The organism is Actinophytocola sp. (assembly GCF_035634895.1).
GTDB lineage: Bacteria > Actinomycetota > Actinomycetes > Mycobacteriales > Pseudonocardiaceae > Actinophytocola.
The window spans coordinates 18,950-41,505 of the sequence record NZ_DASQCC010000075.1 but is presented as its reverse complement, the minus strand read 5'-3'; the positions used below and the strand labels follow the sequence as shown (position 1 = coordinate 41,505).

The window sequence follows — 22,556 nt, the reverse complement described above, 5'->3', positions numbered from 1 at the left end:
GTCGTACAGCTCCGGCACGAAGCCTTCGTCGAGGTTCCGCAGGCCGTAGACGAGCTCGCCGTACCGCGGCTCGGCGGCGACGACGCGGACCTCGGGCTTGTGCTCGCGGAAGAACCGGCCGACACCCATCAGCGTGCCGGTGGTGCCCAGCCCGGCGACGAAGTGCGTCACCGACGGCAGGTCGGCAAGGATCTCGGGCGCGGTGCCCTCCTCGTGGGCGAGCGAGTTCGCGGGGTTGCCGTACTGGTAGAGCATCACCCAGTCGGGGTGCTCCTCGGAGATCTTCTTGGCCACCCGCACCGCCTCGTTGGAGCCGCCGGCGGCGGGCGAGGAGACGATCTCGGCGCCCCACATGCGCAGCAGCTGGCGCCGCTCCTCGGAGGTGTTCTCCGGCATCACGCACACGATGCGGTAGCCCTTGAGGGTCGCGGCCATCGCCAGCGAGATGCCCGTGTTGCCGGACGTCGGCTCCAGGATCGTGGCGCCGGGCCGCAGCGTCCCGTCCTCCTCGGCCTTCACGATCATCCGCAGCGCGACGCGGTCCTTCACCGAACCGGTCGGGTTGCGGTCCTCGAGCTTGGCCCACAGCCGCACGCCGTCGCCGGGCGACAGCCGCGGCAGGCCCACGAGCGGCGTGTCGCCCAGTGCGTCGAGCAGTGAGTCGTAGCGGGCCAACTCAACCCCCAGCAACCGCCGGCAGGATGGTCACGTTGTCACCGTCGGACACCGCGGCGTCGAGGCCGCCGGAGAACCGGACGTCCTCGTCGTTGACGTAGATGTTCACGAAGCGGTGCAGCGTGCCCTCCTTGACCAGGCGGCCCTTGATGCCGCCGTGGTTCGCGTCGAGGTTGTCGATCACCTCGGCCAGCGTGGTGCCGCTCGCCTCGACCGTCTTCTCGCCACCCGTGTGGGTGCGCAGGATGGTCGGGATGGAGACGGTGACCGCCATGGAAACCTCCGCTAGAGAATGGGACTGCTACTCGGGCAACGACTGTGCCGCCGAGTCGTATTCCGGCACGACGTCGACCGGCTCCTCGGTGATCTCGCCGTCCACGATGCGGAACGACCGCAGCTCGTCGGCCTCCGGGTCGCGCGTCGAGACCAGCACGTAGTGGGCTTCTGGCTCGGAGGCATAGGACACGTCCGTGCGGGACGGGTACGCCTCGGTCGCGGTGTGCGAGTGGTAGATCACGACGGGCACCTCGTCGTTCGCGTCCATCTCGCGGTACAGCTTGAGCAGGTCGATGGAGTCGAACTCGTAGAACGTCGGCGACCGGGCCGCGTTCAGCATCGGGATGAACCGCTCCGCCCGGTCCGAGCCCTCCGGGCCCGCGATGACGCCGCACGCCTCGTCCGGGTGGTCCCGGCGGGCGTGCGCGACCATCGCGTCGACCAGGTCACGGCGTATCCGAAGCACGTCCCGATCCTACTGGCCGGACGGGTTGTGCTCACTTCTTGAGACGGTCCACACGTCCGAGTAGGCCGGGAGCCCGGCCAGGGACGTGGCGCCGAGGACCCCGTGCACCACGGCCCGCGCGAACGTCTCCGCGGCGGCGGCGCACAGCCGGTCCAGCACGCCGGCCCGCATCATCGGGCCGAACGGCCCCTCCTCGACGTCGAGCGAGCGTGCCCTGGTGGCGACGGCGAACACCGTGTCCCCGTCGAACATCGTGTGCGCGGGACGGACCGCCCTGGCGAGCCCGTCCTGTGCGGCGACGGCGAGCCGGCGGCACTCGGTCTTGGTCAGGTCCGCGTCCACCGCGACCGCGCCGATCGTGGTGTTCAGCCGCGTCGGCGCCGCGTCCGGGAACTCCCCCGGCGTGTTGGGCCAGGTCACCCCGAACTCGCCGGCCACCTCGTGGTCCGCCGCGTACGGCATCCCCGTGGCGGCGTCGACCGCGTCGCCGGCGGCGTTCACCACGGCCAGCGCACCCAGGGTGAACCCGTCGACCTGTGTCGACGCCGTGCCGACCCCGCCCTTGAGCCGGCCGGCCGCGGCGCCGGTCCCGGCGCCGACCGAGCCGACGGCGAACTCGGTGCCGGCGGACACACAGGCCTGGTACCCGAAGGCGTGGTCCGGCCGGTTGCCCCAGTCGCCCCTGGGCAGGTCGAAGATCACCGCGCCCGGCACGATCGGCACGACCTCATGCTCCGCGGCGCCGACCCGCATGCCCCGGTTGTGCTCGGCCAGCCAGCGCATCACGCCGTCGGCGGCCGCCAGCCCGTACGCGGACCCGCCGGACAGGCACACCGCGTCGACCTGCTGGACCAGGTTCTCCGGCACGAGCAGGTCGGTCTCCCGCGTGCCCGGCGCACCGCCCCGGCCGTCGACCGCGCCGGTCGTCCCCGGTGGCAGCAGCACGACCGTGGTGCCGGTCGCCCAGCCGTCACCGGTCCGCTGGTGGTGCCCGACGAGCACCCCGGCCACGTCGGTGATCGAGTTACTCATCCCCGGACAGCGCCGTGACCAGGCTTTCCTGCATCCAGGTCAGCCAGTGGTAGACGCCGAGGTGCGGCGCGCGCGGGTCGTCGTCGGGCAGGTCGTCCGGCATCTCCTCGGTCACGCCGAGCGTCGTGCCGAGCGCGAGCCGCACGTCGTTGAGCGCGGACAGCCAGGCATCGGCCTGCTCGGCCGACAGCTTCACGAGCCCGCCGCCGGGAGGGCACGTGTCGAGCAGCACGCCGGCCACGCCGGTCTTGTGATCGAGCAGCTCGGGCTCGTGCAGTGACCGCAGCACGGCCGCGGAGTCCCGGTCGTCCTTCGACGCGTCCTCGTTGTCGAGCCGGTGGAAGTCGGGCAGCAGCCGCGACAGGATCGGGTCCTCCGGGGCGGTCGGCGGGCCGGTGCGGATGCCGGTCAGCTCGGTCAGCTCGTCCTGCGGCGCCTCGCCCAGCCGGGCCTGCAGGATGTCGTCGATCTGTCCGACCAGGCCACGCAGGACGGCCGCCTCCTGCCGGTCGATCTTCGTGGAGACCGATGCGCCCACGCGCTCCCAGGGGATCACGACTCGTGCTGCATGGTCGCCCAGAGGCCGGCCGCGTGCAGTTTCGCGACGTCACCCTCCACTTTCTCCTTGGAGCCGGACGACACTATCGCTCTCCCCTTGTGGTGCACGTCGAGCATGAGCTTCGTGGCCTGCTCACGGGAGTAGCCGAAGAGCTTCTGGAACACGTAGGTCACATACGACATCAGGTTCACTGGGTCGTTCCACACTATGGTCTGCCACGGCTTGTCCTCCGCCGTGAACTCCGTGGTGACCGGTTCGGCCCGCTCGACGGGTGTCGCCATGGAAACCGACATAAACCCATGGTGGCATGTCTAGGCTGACCGCTCATGACCGGTACCAGCACCGCGCTCCTCACCGACCACTACGAGCTGACCATGGTCGCGGCGGCGCTTCGGGACGGCACGGCCGAGCGGCGGTGCGTGTTCGAGACGTTCGCCAGGCGGCTGCCGAACGGACGGCGCTACGGCGTCGTCGGCGGCACGGCCCGGGTGATCGAGGCCATCGGCAGGTTCACGTTCGGTGACGACGAGCTGGCACGGCTCTCGGACGTGCTCGATCCGGCCACCATCGAATGGTTGGCGGGATATCGGTTCACCGGCGACATCGACGGCTACGCCGAGGGTGAGCTGTACTTCCCGGGCTCCCCGCTGTTCACGGTGCGTGGCACGTTCGCCGAGGCGGTCGTGCTGGAGACGCTCGTACTGTCGATCCTCAACCACGACAGCGCCATCGTGTCGGCCGGCGCGCGGATGGTGAGCGCCGCGAACGGCCGGCCGATGATCGAGATGGGCGGGCGGCGCACGCACGAGGAGGCCGCGGTGGCGTCCGCGCGGGCCGCGTACCTGGCCGGTTTCGCGACGACGTCGAACCTGGAGGCCGGGCGGCGGTACGGGATCCCGACGGCCGGCACGTCCGCGCACGCGTTCACGCTGCTGCACGACAGCGAGCACGCGGCGTTCAGGGCGCAGGTAGACGCGGTCGGGACCGACACCACGCTGCTGGTGGACACCTACGACATCACCGCCGGCATCGAGACGGCGATCGAGGTGGCCGGGACCTCGCTGGGCGCGATCCGGATCGACTCGGGTGACGTGGGGGTGCTGGCGCGCCAGGCCCGCGCGCAGCTGGACTCGATGGGCGCCAGGAACACCCGGATCGTGGTGTCGGGCGATCTGGACGAGTACGCGATCGCGGCGCTGCGGGCCGAGCCGGTGGACGCGTACGGGGTCGGCACGTCGCTCGTCACCGGTTCGGGGTCGCCGACCGCCGGGATGGTGTACAAGCTGGTGGAGGTCGACGGGCGGCCGGTGGCGAAACGCAGCTCGCACAAGGAGTCCCGGGCCGGACGGAAGGCGGCGCTGCGCCGGCACAAGCCGACCGGGACGGCGTTGGAGGAGGTCGTGTACGTGGTGGGCGCACCCGTCGAGGAGGGCCCGCACGACCGGCAGCTGCACGCGCCGCTGATGCGGGGTGGCGAGCCGGTCGACCTGCCGACGCTGGACGACAGCCGGCAGCGACTGCGGGAGGGGCTGGTGAGCCTGCCGTGGGAAGGGCTGAAACTGTCCCAAGGAGAACCGGCGATCCCGACCATCAACGTGGAGAAGTGATGACAGCGCTGATCGTGGTGGACGTACAGAACGACTTCTGCGAGGGCGGGTCGCTGCCGGTGACCGGTGGGGCGGCGGTCGCCGAGGCGATCTCCGGTCTGTACGGCTCGTACGAGCAGGTGGTGGCGACGCGCGACTACCACATCGATCCCGGCGCGCATTTCTCGTCGTCGCCGGACTTCGTGCACACGTGGCCCGCGCACTGCCGTGCCGGGACGCCGGGCGCGTCGTTCCACCCGTCGCTGGACGTCGGCGGTATTCGGGTCGTCTTCTCGAAGGGCGCGCACGCGGCGGCGTACTCGGGCTTCGAGGGGTCCGCGCCGGACGGGACGTCGCTGGCGGACTGGCTGCGTGCCCACGACGTGTCCGAAGTGGACGTGGTCGGCATCGCGACGGACCACTGTGTACGCGCGACCGCCCTGGACGCGGCCGCGAACGGTTTCACGACAAGGGTTCTGCTCGACCACACCGCGGGCGTCGCGGCGGCCACCGTGGACAGGGCGCTGACGGAACTGGCCGACGCCGGCGTGACCCTCACTGGCACACCCCACGTCGGCTAGCCATCTCCGCCCCTGTCGGACCCCTTCGAGTCTGTCCCGAAGGGGTCCGACAGGGCGTGGGTCAGCTCACCGGTGAGCAGAACACCGTGCCGACGTAGGAGTCACCCGTGGTCGGGCCGCCCGCCGGGAACATGCGGATGTGCATCAGATGCACGGTCATGCTGCCGTTCGGTGGGCTCGGGGTGATCACCTCGTTGAACGTGACCGTCGCCTTCGGCTTGCCGCCAGGGCCGCCCGGGATGGTCACCACGTAGTTCTTCGGGATCCGCGACGGCACCTGGATCCCGGACAGGCCGGTGAACTGGAGTGTGGACCTGCTGCCGGTCAGCGTCGTCTCGCACCGCGCGGTGAAGCTCGCCAGGCGGATGCGTGGGCCGCCGTACGGGATGAGCGCGTCGAAGCGGTAGCGGCCGCCGGTGACCGTCACCGTCGCGATCTCGCCGACCCCGTCGATCGTGCACACGCTCTTGTTGTTCGAGTAGGTGACCACGTCGGCCACGGTGGTCTCGCTCTTGGTCGCCTGCATCCGGCCTTCGGTCGAGCACGGGGCGATCGACGGCACCGTGACCTGCCCGACCTTGGTCGTACCGGCGTGGCCGGCGGCTATCGCGTCGCCGGGTGCCGCCTGTGCCGGCACGGACAGGTAGTCGGCGGCTGTCGCGTCGCCGGGCGCCGCGTGTGCCGGAACGGTCATCAGGGCCATGCCGAGCGCACTCAGGCACGCCGCACCAAGTGTTCTTCGCAGTTTCATGGCTTTGAGGAGACCCGTGATCACCGGTGCCTGCCACCAGTGCCACCCTGTCGTGCAATCAAGACAACCCGGTCGGGGTACGTCGGGCTTCGTCGGTGGCCGGAGGTACCGTCTGCCTGTGCCGTCAACCACCGACCTCCCGCGCGTTACCGAACTGCTGGCGACCGCCGTCGGAGCGGTCGGCGGTACCGAACGCCCTGGTCAGGTGGCCATGGCCGAAGCCGTGGCGCGGGCCGTCCGCACGGGCGACCACCTCGCGGTGCAGGCCGGCACGGGCACCGGCAAGTCACTCGCCTACCTCGTCCCGGCGCTGCGGCACGCGGTGGAGACCGAGTCGACGGTCGTGGTGTCGACGGCGACCATCGCACTGCAGCGGCAGCTCATCGACCGTGACCTGCCCCGACTGGAGAAGGCCCTCGCGAAGGCGCTCGGCCGCAAGCCGACGTTCGCGATCCTGAAGGGCCGGCGCAACTACCTGTGCCTCCACAAGATCGACAGCGGTTTCGAGGACGAGCCGGAGGACGCGGCCCTGTTCGACCCGTTCGCCGTGTCCGCCCTGGGCCGCTCGGTGAAGCGCATCCACGAGTGGAGCGACGACACCAAGACCGGCGACCGCGACGAGCTGGTGCCGGGCGTCAGCGAGCAGGCGTGGCGCCAGGTGTCGGTGTCGGCACGTGAGTGCCTCGGCAAGGCCCGCTGCCCCGTGGGGACGGACTGCTTCGCCGAGAAGGCACGCGAGGAGGCCGGCCGCGCGGACCTGATCGTCACCAACCACGCGCTGCTGGCCATCGACGCGCTGCAGGGCTACCAGGTGCTGCCGGAACACGACCTGGTGATCGTCGACGAGGCACACGACCTGGTCGACCGGGTCACGTCGGTGGCGACGGCCGAGCTGACGGCCGGCATGGTCACGATGGCCGCGCGGCGCGCCGGCCGGGTGGTCGACCAGGAGGTCGCGGACCGCCTGCTCGAGGCGGGCGACGGCCTGTCGATGATCATGGAGGACCTGCCGAAGGGGCGCCTGGACGAGATGCCGAGGGCGCTGTCGGGCTCACTGGCGACGCTGCGGGACGCCGCGCACGCGTGCATCACCGGCCTCGGCTCCGAGAAGTCCGGCGACGTGGACGTGCAGACGGCGCGGAAGCTGGCGCTGTCGCAGCTGGAGGAGGTGCACGACACCGCGGTGCGGCTGCTCGGCGCCTGGGACGCCGACACCGCCAACCGCCGCGACGTCGTGTGGCGCACCGAGCCGAACGGGAACCGTCCGCCCGCGCTGTACGCGGCGCCGCTGGGCGTGGCGGGGCTGCTGCGGGAGCGCCTGTTCGCCCAGAACACCACGGTTTTGACGTCCGCGACGCTGACCCTGGGCGGCAACTTCGACTCGATGGCCCGGTCGTGGGGCCTGCCGCCGGAGCAGGAGGGCGCGAGCAAGCCGACCGAGGGCGCCGCGACCGAGAAGTCGGTCGAGGGGCCGCGCTGGACGGCGCTGGACGTGGGCTCCCCGTTCGACCACGCCCGCCACGGGATCCTCTACCTGGCAAAGCATCTGCCGCCGCCGGGCCGGGACGGCCTGCCGGAGTCCTACCTGGACGAGATCAAGGAGCTGATGGAGGCCGCTGGCGGTCGCACGCTGGGGCTGTTCTCGTCGATGCGTGCGGCGAAGCAGGCGACGGAGGAGCTGCGGAAGCGGACGGACATCCCGATTCTGTGCCAGGGCGACGACTCGACGGCACTGCTGGTGCGGAAGTTCGCCGAGGACGAGACGAGCTGCCTGTTCGGCACGCTGTCGCTGTGGCAGGGCGTTGACGTGCCCGGCCCGTCGCTGCAGCTGGTCATCGTCGACCGGATCCCGTTCCCCAGGCCGGACGACCCGCTGGCGTCGGCCCGCCAACGAGCGGTGGAAGCCCGCGGCGGCAACGGTTTCCTGTCCGTCGCGGCGACCCACGCGGCGCTGCTGCTCGCGCAGGGCACGGGCCGCCTGCTCAGGTCCACCTCCGACCGGGGCGTGATCGCGATCCTCGACCCCCGCCTCGCGACGGCCCGCTACGGCGGCTTCCTGCGCTCCTCCCTACCGAGTTACTGGACAACGACCGACCCGGCTGTCGTGCGAGCGGCACTGACCCGCCTGGACGAGGCTTCATCAAAGGAGAGTGCGTGACCACCAGCATCACCATCGACGACGACGGCGTCCGCCGGCAGCTGGCCGACGGCACCGAGGAATCGGTGACCTGGGAGAAGCTGAAGGAGGTGGCCATCAGAACCACCCCGGAGGGCCCCTGGAAGGAGGACACGTTCTTCCTGCTGGTGGCCGACGGCGGCGGCGGATGTGCCGTCCCCGCCGGCGACCCCTCGGCGGACGACCTGATGACCCGCCTGCAAACCCTCCCCAACTTCGACAACGACGCCTTCGTGGAGGCGATGACGACGATCGAGGACGGTTTGTTCGTGGTCTGGCAGCGCAAAACATAACGCGACTTACCGACGGATCGGCGTCAATCACCCAAGTGGATGCTCACAAACAGCGCCTTTCGTTGCATGATGAGTAGGCACGCGGTTGCGGGGTGTATTCGAGGAGGGTCTGTCATGCGGCATGTTAGAGGCGAAGTGACGACCGACCTGGCCGATCTGACGGGCCTGTCGTTGCCTGAACTGCGCAGCAGTGACGATCCGGTGCTGCTCCGTTCGCTTCGGCTCTTTGCCGGTCGTACGGAGTGTAACCGCACTGGCGTACTCCAGAATCAGGCTCCAGACGAGCCCTGACCAACCGGTAGGGAATTCAAGAACCGATGCTGGGCACCCACACGGTGTCCCTGATGAACCTCGACGCGATGGCCGAGGGTAAGAGTAATTCTGCCGTCGTTGAGCAGTTGAGGCTGGTCAACCAAAGCAGGCAACTGATACTGCTACGTGCGGTACTTGATCGTGCCCAGCAACGTGCTGTCACTCTGACGCCATTGCCGACGCTCGACGAAGCCTGGACGTTGCTCGCGGAGGTCGAGCAGTCGAACAAGGCGGCTGTCGATCAAGTCCTCGCACATCCTCAGAACGGTCTGTGGGCCGCCAGGGTTTTGCGTCGGCTGAGCCACGAGCCGGAGGTAGGTGATGGTCCGCCGCTGTGGTTCGAACTCGGACGCCTGCACCTGTTGGCCACGGCGGCCGCAATCCGCGCCAGGCATGACTTCCGTTTGAGGGTGCCGGTGTGGCGCGGCACGCTCATGGTGCCCACAATTGGCCTCGCCGATATACGCAGTCGTCGCGAATGGGATTTCGCGCAGGTACATGGCGAGCGCGGCAGTGTGCTCATCAGAGGGACTGCCGGGAGCGTCCAGGTTCCTGAGAACCCGGCGCAGGATGGCGACGGGTGGATAGCGTTGCGCACCTTGCGCGCCGATGGCTACGAGCTGTGGTTGGACGACATCGACCCGTATCGAGAATTCGACGGCCCTGTTCCGCCGCGCAGACTTCTCAAGCGGGAGGCGGACCTCTGGGCCGATGGGTTCCACGCGACCTGGAGACTCCTGACCACACATCATCCATCGATCGCTGATGAGCTCGCGACGGCGATGACGAGTCTGGTTCCCCATGCCATGACGGAGCGGCTCGAGCCGTTCAGCGCATCCCACCATGAAGTATTCGGCTCCGCGATGCTGTCACGGCCGACTGATCCGGTGACCTTCGCGGCGACGCTCGTTCACGAACTCCAACACAGCAAGTTCGGGGTCCTGCTCACGCTCATCGATCTCCTGGACCCGAGTGCGGACAACGACACTGCCCGGCTTTACGCCCCATGGCGTGATGACCCGCGGCCGCCGACCGCGGCGCTGCACGGTGTGTTCTCCTTCCTTGGGGTGACTGCCTTCTACCGTCAACAGCACACCGTCACGACCGGCCGGCAGGCCAGAACCGCACAGTTCGAGTACGCCTACAGTCGCGAACAAACTCTGCGAGCCACAGACACCCTGCTGGTCGATGCGGTGCTGTCCGCACTCGGCCGTCGGTTCCTCACCAAAGCCCGGAACCGGCTCCAGTCATGGGACAGTGACCCGTTGCCGGAGGATGTGCGTGCCGCAGCACACCGGGCCAACCTCGACCATCACCTAACTTGGCGGTTGCGTCATCTCCATCCGCCTCGGGAGATGGTTGAGGATCTGGCCACCGCGTGGCTGCGGCACCGCCCGAATCGCTTCACCAACCCACCCAATCCAGTGCTGAGGCCGTCGACAGGTTCCCTCACGCACGCGCGTCTCGCGCTGGTCAGGACATGGCTGACAGAGCCCGACCGCTACGACGAGTACCGCGCCGAACCGGACCTGGCGATCACCGAGATCAACGGGATGACGGCGGCGGACCTCGCGCTGATTGACAATCGAACCGACGAGGCGGCCGAGCTTTACCAGCAACAGATCCTCGAAGCTCCCGACTCCCCGACCGCCTGGGCGGGCCTTGCCTTGTCGATCGAGAACGACCTGCTGCTCAGCCAGCCCGAGTTGGTCTTGGCGGTCCACCGGGAAATTCGGTCGCTTTCCGGTGCCGTGACCAACCCGGTCCGGCTGGCGCAGTGGTTGCGTTAGATCTGCATCGGGTCGATATCGCAGTTGGCTCGGTGGTTAAGCCGAGCCCCGGTCGTCGCTGGATGCTCGGCGCCCAGCGCGCCTCTCAGCCGTTGGACCGCGGCGTCCTGCATCGCGTCGGCTTCTGCGATACGTCCAAGACCGCGTAGATCCAGTGCCTGGTTGACCAGTAGCGCAAGTGACGATGGATGCTTCTCGCCAAGGACACGGACCGAGCGGAGCAAGGTGTCCTGGTCCAGCGCGTATGCCGCCTCGTAGTCCCCCGAGGCGGCCATGTCGCTCGCGTAGTTGGTGGCACATACCAACGTGAACGGATGGTCGGGACCGAGCACCTCTCGCATGTCGGCGAAAGCCTGCTCGTTCAGCTCACGCGCCTGCCCGACCGCACCCTGAAGTCTGAGCGTTACGGCGAGGTTGGTGGCCGCGGCCACGCTGAAGGGGTGCTTCTTTCCCCAACTCGCCTCATAGAGCTCCTTGACACGAGTGCCAAGCCGACGGGCCTCGGCAAGGTCGTCTTCGTGGCGGTACTCGATCGACAGGTCCATCGTCGCGGACATCGCATCCGGGTGTGACTCACCGTACTTCGTGACCAACCCCTGAGTGGCCTCAAGAGCGAGCCGCAGAGCGGCCTGCTGTTGGTGTTGGCCAGCCTTCCGGTACGCGATCGCGAGATTCTTGATGGCGGACAGTGTCATCGGGTGCCGGCCCCCAAGCTCTGCCCGCATCTGGCGGACCGTGTCCTCCTGTGCCTGACGTGCCCCGAGATAGTCGCCGGTCTCACGCAGGTCCACCGACCAGTTATCCAACGTCAGCAGGGTGTGCCGGTGATCCTCACCAAGTACGGTCTTCTTGCGCTCCACAGTCCGCTCGTCGAGGTCCCGAGCCGCGGAGAACTCCCCAACCAGCCGGAGACTCAGCGCGTAGTTGTTTGCCGCCGCCAACGTGTCGGGGTCATCGTCGCCAAAGCGCTGCACCGCACTTTGGTAGGCGAACTCGTTCATTTCCCGCGCCGCCTGGAAGTCGCCCTTCGCACGGAGGTCCGAGGCGACCGTGTGCATGGTCAGCAGTGTCTCCTCGTGCGTGTCCCCCATGGTCTCACGCATGAGCTTCAGCGTCCGCTCGGCGACTATCCGACCCTCCTCGAACCGTCCCAGCGCACGCAACATGCGTCCCCACCAACGAGAAACAACAAGAGTGTCGGGATCCGTTTCGCCTAGCTTCTCGCTCCAGAAATCGGCGAAGCTGCGCGCCATCTCCAATGCTCCGGACGGGTCACCGAACGCGAAGAGATAGTTGACCGCGTTGATCGCCATACGACGCACCCAGCGATCCGTACAGTTCCTGGCGTCAACAGCTCGGATGTGCGGCAACAACTCTGCATAACGTTTCCAGGAGCCGACGGCATCGGGCGTTCTGGGGTCCACGTTGGCAAGCAGCAGGTGCGCGGTGTGCCGCGTCTGTTCCTGCTGGTCCGGAGTCAGCTTGTTGCGCAGCACCAACTGCACCAACCGGTGTAGGTGGAGAGTGTCGCTTCGATGGTCGATCTTGGCGAGGCTGAACCGGGTGATCTCACGAACCGCCCGACCCAACTCGATGGGATCACCCAGGATGTCCTCGAGTTCGTCTGAGACGGGAACGCTGCGCACCCCCGTGAAAATCGCCCGTGGGATAGGCTCGGGCGAAAGGAAACTACATACGTCGAGTAACTTCCTGGCGCCTGGCTTCTCCTTCTCCACACGGTCGAGCGAGACATCCAATACGGCCACCACCGTCAGGTCGTATCCCACCGGCGCGCGTGAGTCGAGCAGCTCTGTCCGTTTGTTCTCAAGTAACTGCAGGTACTCGTTGGTCGCCATCCCTGTCTCGGCACGCCAGGCTGCCGCCTGCTCGATGGCCAGCGGCAGATCGCCCAGCGCCGAGGCGAGCCGGTCGGCGTCGTCATCCTCGAGACCGACGTTGCGTCGCTGTAGCAACTCGCGGCTTTCCGCTCGCCGGAAGACGTTCACCTCAACCGCTTGGGCGACCTCCGCCCATTGTGAGTTCCGGGACGTGACTAGAATGTGTCCCTCGCCACGCCTTGGCCAGAACTTTCGCACGGCTTCTGGTTCATCAGCATTGTCGAACACCAGGAGCCAGCGCCGGTAAGGTTCGCCGATGCTGAGGGCCTCCAGCACGGCGGGCACAGCTGTATCGACCGAACGTTCGACCGGCAGCTCGAGCCGCTGGGCCAACTCGACAAGCGAGTTCTGGATCCCTTGCCGTTCCTCCGACGGGATCCACCAGATGAGGTCGTAATCGGTGGAATGCCGGTAGACATACTCGATGGCGATCTGAGACTTCCCGATACCACCCATTCCGTGCAGCGCCCCCGGCACCACTGCCGTCGTCGTCGACGCGGAGAGTTGGTCATGCAGCGCTTCCAACATCTCCTTACGACCGATGAAATTCACATTCCGTAGCGGGACGCCGCCCCAGATGGCCTGTTTTCCGGAGCCGCGAATCTCGCTGCGACGCTCCGAGCTCATGAGGGTCACTGATGGGTTTCTTCCTAAGGGTGACTGAATCGTTCCAGTCACGGTTGAGACTTCTGACGTCCTGGAAGTTATCCCATCCGGTTGACCTGAGGTAGGACCTTCGGCCGCCGCATGATCATGTGTCGAGTTTTGAGCGTTACTCCGAGTGTTGTAGGCCTCCACGGCATCACCCAATCGGTTCGCCCTTCGGATGTATGGCCCCCCAAGGGCCGCCAGGACCTCCTTCTGCGCTGCCAGCAGATGCGCAGTCTGCGAGGATGTGACAGACGGCAGCATCTCATCGTCCGGAGCAAGGAGTATCTGACGCAAGTCCCCAGAGGGGTATTCCTCTTCGCATACGTCCGCGACGACCCGAAGCACATGGGCGGTGTCGTCACGTCCGATCGCTGCCAGTAGTTGCGGGCGTAGACCTGGCATGAACTCCCAGAAACCAGGCGATTGGTCAACGCCCTGCAAGTGCGGCCGGTACAGCAATCCACTCAGCAATACTTCCGCGAGATGCGATTGTCCAGATTCAGGCAGAAGCGTGGTTCGCACGGCATGTATCACAGGCAGCGTCAAGGGCGCCGCCCCGGCAAGGAGTCCCGCCAGCTGCACCGCCGCCGGGCTCGCCGTGCTTCGGAACCGCTGAAGTCGCTCTTCCACGGACAGAGGTTCTTCGGGGAGCACGTCTACTTCGCCCGCTGCGGGTGGTGTGAGCACCGGCAGGCGGACGCCACTCGCGCCTGATATCAACTCCGCCCACCGCCGCAGATAGCGTGGTTCCAACGCCAGGACAGGAATGGTCTTCCCGGCGCCAGGCGCTGCGGTGCGAACTGTCCGCGGTTCGACGTGAACACCGGTCCAACTCCATCGCTCGGTGGGTAGTAGATGGACGAGCGAGACCTGGCATGTTCGTGCCCACATCGACATCAGCCAGAACATCGAACCACTTCGCCAGGCGGTACCGCCACCATCGGTGAGCACGAGAACGACGCGCCTACCGGTGGGGTCTGCCAGCATCGCGGGTGGACACGAGGTACCCGGAGCGGTTCCCACCGAATCGACGATCTTCGCGTCGGTATTCACCCAAACGGTTCTGACGTCACCGAAGGCGCCCTGACGCTCAAGTAGAGATCGGAAGGCCGCAGCGGTTCGTGCCCAGATCCGCATCGACGAACTGCGGTCGATGACGAGCACGAGCTCGAACGGATGCTCCTGCGATGGCCGATTCATCGGAAGCCACATCCGCGACTCGGCCGCCACGATCGCGGTCCGCTCTTCGTCCAGCTCATCCCGCCAGGCCGAGGGAACGAGCCGGTTCAGCGGCAACAGCGCCTTCGCGAGTTCCGGCGGCAGATCCGGCCGCAGTGAAGGCTTCCGGCTATCCGGCATGGCGGGGGTGTGTGTTCCGTCCGGTGCTGGTCGCACCGGCACCGCGAACAGGTACTCCTTGGACCGATTCTCCACATCCCCCACGTCGGACGATGCTGCCGGGGACTCGGGAGGTGGTGGCTGCGGCAACTGCGGCAACTGCGGCTGGGTCGATCCGGCGCTAGGCCTGGCAGGACGAAGACGTTGCTCGGCCGCCGCGATCCGTGCGGCGAGCCACACCGCGTCAGCTATCTCTTCGGCGTTCAGCGCTTCTGTGCCGAGACGTCCTGCCACTTCTGTCATCCAGTCAGTCCGTTCCCCCAACGGTTAGTCGCTGCCACAGCGTGTCCCGCAACCGCTGCCAGTTCTGATCAGGGCGGTAGGCGCCCGAGGTGGCCAGATGCATGGCGTTCAAAAGTTGATCATTCGCCAGCCCACCCAGTCGTTGGCTGTTGACCACGAACTCTCTGATCAACTCCTGGCCACGCATCGGCACGTCGCGAAAATGTGCCGCCACCATGCTCACCAGTTGCTCCATGCCTGGTTGTGGCATCTCAAGCCGTAGGCAGCGCCGAAGGAATGCCGGCGGAAAATCTCGCTCCCCGTTGCTGGTGATCACCACGATTGGAAAGTCGTTGCACTGCACATGGCCTTCGCGCACGGTCACCCGGCCACCTCGGTCATGTGTGAATACCGTGACCTCGGGTTGGTTCGCCGCGATGCGGGCCAGCGGCTGGATCTCGAAATCGCCGTCCTCGAATACCGCCAGCAGGTCGTTTGGCAAGTGGATGTCAGACTTGTCCAGCTCATCGATGAGGAGCACCCTCGGTCTTTCGAACGGCAAAAGCGCAGTCCCCAGCGGGCCTAGTCGGACAAATCCACCGATATCCGCGCCCCCTTCCGTTGCCGCAGCCTGAACGCGTCCGATCGCGTCATACTCCCACAGACCGTCGCGGAACATCGTGCGGCTGCTGATCGGCCAACGCAGGACCGGACCGAGCGCGAGTTCTCGCGCAATCTTGTACGCCAGACTGGACTTGCCGACGCCTGGCGTACCCGTGATCAGCAGGGGTCGCCGCAGGTACAAGGCCGCGTTCACAGTGAGGATCTCGTCATCCGAGGCTTCCGACGCCGAAACCGTGGACGGAACGCCAAGGCGACGAGTGAACTCGACATCGATCGCTGGGGGCACCGGCAGCCGGGGGCCCCCGTTGAACGTGCGCCAACTCGGCGGTTCCGGAAGTTCGGCAGGGCCTTCTTCCGCGGAAGGTGGGAGACCATGACCGCGATATATCCACCATGCAGGAGTTTCGACCGTCATCAGGCAGGCACCTCCTCTGCCGGCGCCGCAGGCGGCCCCGCTGGTTCGACTGGCCGGTCGGGGTCGTCCCACAGCAAAGAGATCCGGCTACCGACGTGTCCGTCAGGCCGCGCGGCCTGACGCGCTCGACTGCGCAGTTTCCGTAGGTTCTCCACCAGTTCGGGTAAAGCTTCGCTCATCGCCTTAACTTCTTGCTCGAACGCCGAACGATTCGAGTCAGCGCGTAACCAGAGCATGACTGGTACGCCCGTGCGTAGACCGACCGTGATCTCACCGGGGTCGTTTTCCTTCGGCGCCGAGCGCAACACGAGCGACACCACTTCCTTGCTGATCGCCAACTTCGCGTCGAGCACCGTCAGATGACGCGTCTTCGTACCGCCGCTGCTCCACATCCAGTACTCCTCCGGAGTCGGTTTGCCAGCCGACAACTGCTTGAGCAGGGACCATCGTCGTCGCCACTCTCGGTGCCACTGCGGGGATCGCGCGCGCTCGAGGCTGCGAACGACGACCTGGTAGTGCAGCCCCAACGGACGCGGCAACGTGCCTTCCTTCTCCAGGTCCCACTGGTCGACGGGCACGCTCAACAACGAAAACGGGAGCAGGAACTCGATCTGAATGGTTCTGGCGTCCTTGCCCCAGGACACCTCGGCCTGGGTAACCAGTTCCGCCACGTGTAGGCGAATCGCGGCGAGATCGCCCGAAGTCGACTCGCCGCGCCGAGGACGCCACTCATACGGGTCACTCTGTCGCCAGTGGGTGGCGGTGAAGATGTCAGGATCGAGCAGGTCCGGCTCTATCCGAATCACTAGGCAGGCATCGACATCCTTCGGCGCCGTCGGCCTCGTCACTTCTTCCCTGAGTCGCTCCGCACGCACCTTGTCGGTCAGGCCCATCCACTCGGCTTGGCGGTCGTTCCACTGCCGCAACAACTCAGCACGCTGATCGTTGAAATAGGCGGCGAGGTACTCGACGAAAAGAAGCAGCGGAGGAACGCCGTCAGGACGTGCGTTCATGCGCTCCAAAACGGCCAGTACGTCAGCCGGACGCTGTTCATCTGGCATCAGATCGAACGTGGGACCGGCCGCCAGTCGCATGGATTCATGAATTCGCTCTCCCGGACATCCCTCAAGGAGCGCGAGCAACTCCCGGCGGTCATGTTCGGGAACCAACTCGAGTACCGCCATGTTCTCGACGACAGTGCGGGCTCGTCGCACAGGTAGCGAACCGGGTTCCATCTGCTCGATGACGTCGATGAATATGTACAACGCGCGTGGATGCTGACGCCGACACGCCTGCACGATCCCGATCAGATGGGTTCTCATGGTCGGTAATTCGTCGATGACGAGCTCGACGCCGAGACGGCTGGCGAGGAGGTCGAGGCAGAGGCGGCGACTGTTCGGATCACGCAGACACGGAATCTGCTCCAGGCAGCCGATGAGAACCGTCAGTGAACTGGAGTAGTCCGCCCCGTTCCACGTCGTCACCTCGGCACTCCCCTCGCCTCAGGACAACCGGAATACCCCAGGAAGCACTAAATGACAACCAGTCGGCTGTTATCTCCACCAGACGGCCTACTGGAACTTCCCCTCCCTCACGGATCGCAGTGGTCAGCGACGACGGATGCCTGGCTCTTACTCGGATCCACCCGACAATGACAGAAACATTACTGATCAGCGGAGAATTCTGGACTGTCTAGCATCGTACTGGCTATGCGGGGCTCAGGCGGAACAGGGCAGCGCCGCCGGCCGCCAGTTGCAGGGAGACCGTGCCGGCCGTCGTCGCGTAGTCGGAGGTGTTGGTGCGGAACTGTTCCCTGCGGGCGGCCGTCGAGCCGAAGGTCAGGTGCACGGTCGTGTCGGAGCGGTCCGAGCGGTTGGCCACCAGTACCCAGCGCGACCCGTTGTCCGTCGCCGCGCGGAACTGGCCGATGACCACGGCGCCGCCCTCCACCCGTCGGATGTAGTTGTCCGGGCGGAACGCGTCCACGCCCGGTGGCAGCGGGGTGTCGTTCGCGTGTGTGGTCGACACCGACACCAGCGGCTTCAGTTCCCGCCCTACCGGGGTCAGCCACTCCTTGTTGAGCCTGGTCGCCATGTCGTACAGCGGGGTGCGGTCGCCGTCCACGGTGATGATGGCCGACTCGAAACCCTCGCCTCTGGCCACTTCCGGCGTCCACCACGTGAAGTACTGGATGCCCTTGCAGCCGTACGCCAGGCTTGTGTTGACCTGCCACCTCAGCTGTGACTCGTTCGGCACCACGCGGCCGGCGAACTTTACCGACTGGATGTAGGTCCACGTCGGGATTCCCGCGGCCAGGCCGGCGCGGCGGATGATCGCCCAGTTGTCGAAGTAGTTCAGGTCCAGGCCGCTCTGCAGGATCGGGTAGCGGTCGAACGACAGGACCGGCGGCCGGACGGTGTCGATGAAGTTCTGCACGAACGACGCGTAGCCGGAACCGTTGCCCGGCACCAGGTTTGAGTACGGCAGGTACGTCGGCGCCAGCTCGCGCACCAGTGCGGTCACCGCGCCAACGGTCGGGAACTTCGGGGGCGGCGGCTCGTCGAACACGTCGAAGCCGGCGAAGGCCGGGAACGACCGGTAGTCGTCGAGCATCTGCTGGATCAGCCGCCGCGCGTCGGCCGTGCTGATCCGCAGCTGGGCGTTCACGTCATCGGTCACCGACAGCACCGAGGTGATGGCCGACAGCCTCGGCTCCGGTGATGCCACCAGCACCTTCAACCCCACCTGCCCGGCCAGGTCCAGCGCCCGCCGGTTGATGAACTGGTCGAACATGTAGTTGCCGGTGACCAGGAAGGTCATCCCGGAGTTGGCGATCTCCTGGTACCGCGCCAGGTTGATCTCGAACGGGTGCGGTGGCCAGAAGATGCCGATCGGGAAGTCCGGGCCCCCGACGAGTGGGAGATCGGCCAACGGCCACGGCTCAGTGCTCGTCATGGGATGCGAGAGTATTCAGTCGACCACTACTTGTCACGGCCCGATCGACGGACAGCCATGACAGGCGCACCGCGAACCGCCGTTACGGCAGCTGTGCCAGCACGGTCACCGTGCCGGGGGCGACCTCCGTGAAGCCCGCGTCCCGGACCGCCACCACTTGGCGGCGGCGCCAGGCGTTCAGCGGGTCGTCGCCCGGATGCAGCGACGCCCACTGCCGCTGCGGCGGGGTGCGGACCGCGCAGCGGAAGTCCTTCCAGTCCGCGAAGAACTCCGTTCGGCCGTCCGCGCGCAGGGCCGCGGCCAGCAGCATCGACGCGTGCCCGACCTGCGCCGCCGCCTTCCCGGCCGTCATCGTCACCTTCGGGTTCAGCCACAGGACCGGCACGCCGTCCGGCACCGGGCCGGGCTCGTCCACCGGCAGCTCGCTGCCCGAGATCTGGAGGCGGGTCACCTCCTTCGGCGCGTCGACGACCCGCCCCGGCACCAGCGCTCGTGCCGACGCCCCGCCGACCGTGACGGTCACGCCCGGCAGGGATTCCACCGCGTCCCAGTGCGCGCCCCTCGCCCGGCGGGACACCTTGCGGATGCGGCCGTCGATCCACGCGGAGACCGGCTCGTGCCACTCGCCCTCCGGTTCCGCGCGGGGGTCCAGGCACACCGCCACCGCCGCGGCGGCCGCGGCCTCCAGCAGTGGGGTGCGGGCCGGCGGGTCCACGCGCTCGATGTGCAGGATCACCGGCATCGCCCGAACCTCGCCGGGGTCCTCGTCCTCGGTGTCGTGGGTCGCCGACGCCGGCAGGCCCAGCCACCGGACGTACCGCGCCGCCAGCGGGTCCAGAACCGCGCCGGTCATGGGCGTGGCAGCGGCGGGAGGCCGTCCGCGGCGTCCGCGGCCTCCACCTCGGCCCTGGTCACGCCCAGCACGAACAGCACGACGTCCAGGTACGGGTGGGAAAGCGCCGTGTCGGCGACCTCGCGCAGCGCCGGCTTCGCGTTGAACGCCACGCCGAGGCCGGCCGTGCCCAGCATGTCGATGTCGTTGGCGCCGTCGCCGATGGCCACGCACTGGGACAGCGGCACGTCGAACTGCTCGGCGAACCGCCGCAGCGCCGCCGCCTTGCCGGCGCGGTCGATGACGTCGCCGATCACCCGGCCGGTGAGCTTGCCGTCCACGACCTCCAGCTCGTTGGCCACGTGGAAGTCCAGGCCGAGGTCGTCGGCCAGCCGCTCAATGGTCTGGGTGAAGCCGCCGGACACCACGCCGCACCGGAAGCCGATGCGCTTCAGCGTGCGGATGGTCGTGCGGGCGCCGGGGGTCAGCGTCAGCTCGTCCGCGACCTCGTACATGACGGACTCGTCCAGCCCGGCCAGGCACGCGACCCGCCGCTCCAGCGACGCCGTGAAGTCGATCTCGCCGCGCATGGCGGCCTCGGTGATCTCGCGGACCTCGGCCTCGCAGCCGGCGTGGGCCGCCAGCATCTCGATGACCTCGCCCTGGATGAGCGTCGAGTCGACGTCGAACACGACCAGGCGCTTGGCCCGGCGGGTGAGGCCCTCACGCTCGACCGCCACGTCCAGACCGACCCGGGCGGACACCTCGGCCAGCGCGGACCGCAGTGCCGCGTCGGCCTCCGGCGTGTCCTGCGCGACGGAGACCCGCAGCTCGAGGCCGGTGACGGGATAGTCGGCGACCCGGCGGATGGCGTCGATGTTGACGTCCAGTGCCGCGAGCCGGCGAGCCACCTCGGCGAACGCCCGCGCCGGCATCGGGCGGCCGAGGACCACCAGCACGTGGCTCGAACCGAGCCTGGCGGGGGTCAGCGGGTCGGCGCCGATCTCGACCGTGATGTGCATGACCACGGTCGCCATCGCCTGCTCGACCGCCTCCTGCAGGCCCTCCGGGTCGTGGTCGGTGCTGACCAGGACCCCGAGAACCAGCTGGCCGCGGATGGTCACCTGCTCGACGTCCAGGATCTCGACGCCGTGTCTCGTCAGCACCGCGAACAGCACCGACGAGACGCCCGGCTTGTCCGGCCCCGTGACGGTTATGAGGACCGGTGTGGGGGTCGGTTGGGGTGACATGCTCAGTCAGTCAGCCTTGTTGGCGTCGTCGTTGACGTCGTCCGCGCCGAGCGCCTCGGACAGCTTCTCCGACGGCGCCGCCGGCGAGTCCGCCTTGTGTTTCCCGGCGAACGGCCCGATGTACTTGTCGCGGTGAGCCTCGTCGACCGCGTGCGGGTAGTGCAGGTCGAACGCCGGACGCTCGGACCGGATGCGCGGCAGCTCCAGGAAGTTGTGCCGCGGCGGCGGGGTCGTCGTCGCCCATTCGAGCGAGTTGCCGTAACCCCACGGGTCGTCCGCCGTGGTCGTCTCGCCGTAGCGGTACGACTTGAACACGTTCCAGATGAACGGCAGCGTCGAGGCGCCGAGGATGTACGCACCGATCGTGGAGATCGTGTTCAGGGTGGTGAACCCGTCTGACGCCAGGTAGTCGGCGTAGCGGCGCGGCATGCCCTCGTTGCCCAGCCAGTGCTGGACGAGGAACGTCATGTGGAAGCCGATGAACGTGGTCCAGAAGTGCAGCTTGCCGAGGCCCTCGTCGAGGAACCGGCCGGTGATCTTCGGGAACCAGAAGTAGATGCCGGCGAAGGTCGCGAACGCGATCGTGCCGTAGAGCACGTAGTGGAAGTGCGCGACCACGAAGTAGGTGTCCGACACGTGGAAGTCGATGACCGGCGCGGCCAGCAGGATGCCGGTCAGGCCGCCGAAGAGGAACGTGACCAGGAAGCCGACCGAGAACAGCATCGGCGTCTCGAAGGTCAGCGACCCCTTCCACATGGTGCCGATCCAGTTGAAGAACTTCACCCCGGTCGGGACCGCGATGAGGAACGTCATGAAGGAGAAGAACGGCAGCAGCACGGCGCCGGTGGCGTACATGTGGTGCGCCCAAACGGCCACGGACAGGGCCGCGATACCCAGCGTCGCGTAGACCAGGCCGCGGTAGCCGAACAGCGGCTTGCGGCTGAAGACCGGGAAGATCTCGGACACGATGCCGAAGAACGGCAACGCGACGATGTAGACCTCCGGATGGCCGAAGAACCAGAACAGGTGCTGCCAGAGGATGACCCCGCCGTTCGCGGGGTCGAAGACGTGGGCGCCGAGCTGCCGGTCCGCCAGCAGGCCGAAGAGGGCCGCGGTCAGGATCGGGAACGCGATCAGGATCAGGATCGAGGTGATGAAGATGTTCCAGGTGAAGATCGGCATCCGGAACATCGTCATGCCGGGCGCGCGCAGGCAGACCACGGTGGTCAGCATGTTCACGCCACCGAGGATGGTGCCGAGACCCGAGAGGATCAGGCCGACGATCCACAGGTCGCCGCCGACACCGGGCGAGTGGATCTTGTCCGACAGCGGGGTGTAGGCGAACCAGCCGAAGTCGGCGGCGCCACCCGGGGTCAGGAAGCCGGAGAGCACGATGATGCCGCCGAACAGGAACAGCCAGTAGCTGAAGGCGTTCAGCCGGGGGAACGCCACGTCCGGGGCGCCGATCTGCAGCGGCAGCACGAAGTTCGCGAAGCCGAACAGGATCGGCGTCGCGTACAGCAGCAGCATGATCGTGCCGTGCATGGTGAACAGCTGGTTGTACTGCTCCTGCGACAGGAACTGCTGTCCGGGGAACGCCAGCTCGGAGCGGATGAGCATCGCCATCGCGCCACCGATCATGAAGAAGGCGAACGCCGTGACCAGGTACATCACGCCGATCTTCTTCGGGTCGGTCTCCCGGAACAGCTGCAGCAGGTATGAACCCTTGGCAGCCGGACGCGCCGGGTAGGGCCGCGTGGCGATCGGCTTCGGGGCTACTGCCGTCACTCCATGCCTCCTGCGGGTCTACAAGA

At 67.3% G+C, this 22,556-nt stretch carries 19 protein-coding genes; 5 read left to right on the top strand and 14 right to left on the bottom strand.

Annotated elements, in window-relative coordinates; genetic code table 11:
- The 6 genes from VET29_RS10740 to clpS form a co-directional block, all read right to left on the bottom strand.
- The coding region (locus tag VET29_RS10740; protein WP_324918515.1) for a PLP-dependent cysteine synthase family protein at positions 1-675 on the bottom strand (675 nt) is incomplete at its 3' end.
- A 1-nt stretch (position 676) separates the two neighbouring features.
- Positions 677-949 (bottom strand): MoaD/ThiS family protein, encoded by a 273-nt coding sequence (locus VET29_RS10735; RefSeq protein WP_324918509.1) that lies wholly within the window; start codon positions 947-949, stop codon positions 677-679.
- Between the two features lie 27 nt (positions 950-976).
- Positions 977-1,417: a M67 family metallopeptidase gene (locus VET29_RS10730; protein WP_324918506.1), complete on the bottom strand. Its 441-nt coding sequence runs from the start codon at positions 1,415-1,417 to the stop codon at positions 977-979.
- 9 nt (positions 1,418-1,426) lie between these two features.
- Positions 1,427-2,449: a P1 family peptidase gene (locus VET29_RS10725; protein ID WP_324918503.1), complete on the bottom strand. Its 1,023-nt coding sequence runs from the start codon at positions 2,447-2,449 to the stop codon at positions 1,427-1,429.
- Entirely contained in the window at positions 2,442-3,005 is a 564-nt protein-coding gene (locus tag VET29_RS10720; protein WP_414636480.1) for a DUF2017 domain-containing protein, read from the bottom strand. The genes VET29_RS10725 and VET29_RS10720 overlap by 8 nt, the downstream gene beginning before the upstream one ends.
- Positions 3,002-3,289 (bottom strand): ATP-dependent Clp protease adapter ClpS, encoded by a 288-nt coding sequence (gene clpS, locus VET29_RS10715; RefSeq protein ID WP_414636479.1) that lies wholly within the window; start codon positions 3,287-3,289, stop codon positions 3,002-3,004. Before clpS ends, VET29_RS10720 begins: the two co-directional genes overlap by 4 nt.
- Before the next feature lie 45 nt (positions 3,290-3,334).
- On the opposite strand from clpS, the gene VET29_RS10710 reads away from it, so the two are divergent.
- Together VET29_RS10710 and VET29_RS10705 are read left to right on the top strand one after the other, a co-directional pair.
- Entirely contained in the window at positions 3,335-4,615 is a 1,281-nt protein-coding gene (locus VET29_RS10710) for a nicotinate phosphoribosyltransferase (RefSeq protein ID WP_324918496.1), read from the top strand.
- Positions 4,612-5,175, top strand: coding sequence for an isochorismatase family protein (locus tag VET29_RS10705; RefSeq protein ID WP_324918493.1), 564 nt, complete (start codon positions 4,612-4,614; stop codon positions 5,173-5,175). The genes VET29_RS10710 and VET29_RS10705 overlap by 4 nt, the downstream gene beginning before the upstream one ends.
- Positions 5,176-5,236: 61 nt before the next feature.
- Here the strand turns inward: VET29_RS10705 and VET29_RS10700 are convergent, their stop codons facing one another.
- Entirely contained in the window at positions 5,237-5,926 is a 690-nt protein-coding gene (locus tag VET29_RS10700; protein ID WP_324918490.1) for a hypothetical protein, read from the bottom strand.
- Between the two features lie 118 nt (positions 5,927-6,044).
- Between VET29_RS10700 and VET29_RS10695 the strand changes: the two genes are divergently transcribed.
- The 3 genes from VET29_RS10695 (at position 6,045) to VET29_RS10685 (ending at position 10,497) form a co-directional block, all read left to right on the top strand.
- Positions 6,045-8,084 (top strand): ATP-dependent DNA helicase, encoded by a 2,040-nt coding sequence (locus VET29_RS10695; RefSeq protein WP_324918488.1) that lies wholly within the window; start codon positions 6,045-6,047, stop codon positions 8,082-8,084.
- Positions 8,081-8,395 carry a hypothetical protein gene (locus VET29_RS10690; protein WP_324918484.1) on the top strand — a complete coding sequence of 105 codons (315 nt, stop codon included), beginning with the start codon at positions 8,081-8,083 and terminating at the stop codon, positions 8,393-8,395. The genes VET29_RS10695 and VET29_RS10690 overlap by 4 nt, the downstream gene beginning before the upstream one ends.
- Before the next feature lie 344 nt (positions 8,396-8,739).
- Positions 8,740-10,497, top strand: coding sequence for an HEXXH motif domain-containing protein (locus tag VET29_RS10685; protein WP_324918476.1), 1,758 nt, complete (start codon positions 8,740-8,742; stop codon positions 10,495-10,497).
- Here VET29_RS10685 and fxsT read toward each other — a convergent pair.
- The 7 genes from fxsT to ctaD all read right to left on the bottom strand — a co-directional run bounded on the left by fxsT (position 10,494) and on the right by ctaD (position 22,530).
- Positions 10,494-14,687: an FxSxx-COOH system tetratricopeptide repeat protein gene (fxsT, locus tag VET29_RS10680; RefSeq protein WP_324918473.1), complete on the bottom strand. Its 4,194-nt coding sequence runs from the start codon at positions 14,685-14,687 to the stop codon at positions 10,494-10,496. The two genes, VET29_RS10685 and fxsT, sit on opposite strands and share 4 nt — an antisense overlap.
- Before the next feature lie 4 nt (positions 14,688-14,691).
- Complete coding sequence (locus VET29_RS10675) at positions 14,692-15,705, bottom strand: MoxR family ATPase (protein WP_324918468.1); 1,014 nt, start codon at positions 15,703-15,705, stop codon at positions 14,692-14,694.
- On the bottom strand, positions 15,705-17,189 hold the full coding sequence (locus VET29_RS10670; protein ID WP_324918462.1) for an effector-associated domain 2-containing protein: 1,485 nt from the start codon (positions 17,187-17,189) through the stop codon (positions 15,705-15,707). The genes VET29_RS10675 and VET29_RS10670 overlap by 1 nt, the downstream gene beginning before the upstream one ends.
- 223 nt (positions 17,190-17,412) lie before the next feature.
- On the bottom strand, positions 17,413-18,660 hold the full coding sequence (locus tag VET29_RS10665; protein WP_324918457.1) for a hypothetical protein: 1,248 nt from the start codon (positions 18,658-18,660) through the stop codon (positions 17,413-17,415).
- A gap of 82 nt (positions 18,661-18,742) precedes the next feature.
- On the bottom strand, positions 18,743-19,513 hold the full coding sequence (locus VET29_RS10660) for a peptidyl-tRNA hydrolase (RefSeq protein WP_324918455.1): 771 nt from the start codon (positions 19,511-19,513) through the stop codon (positions 18,743-18,745).
- On the bottom strand, positions 19,510-20,742 hold the full coding sequence (gene serB, locus VET29_RS10655) for a phosphoserine phosphatase SerB (protein ID WP_324918452.1): 1,233 nt from the start codon (positions 20,740-20,742) through the stop codon (positions 19,510-19,512). The genes VET29_RS10660 and serB overlap by 4 nt, the downstream gene beginning before the upstream one ends.
- Before the next feature lie 6 nt (positions 20,743-20,748).
- Positions 20,749-22,530 carry a cytochrome c oxidase subunit I gene (gene ctaD / locus VET29_RS10650; RefSeq protein ID WP_324918449.1) on the bottom strand — a complete coding sequence of 594 codons (1,782 nt, stop codon included), beginning with the start codon at positions 22,528-22,530 and terminating at the stop codon, positions 20,749-20,751.
- Between the last annotated feature and the right edge of the window lie 26 nt (positions 22,531-22,556).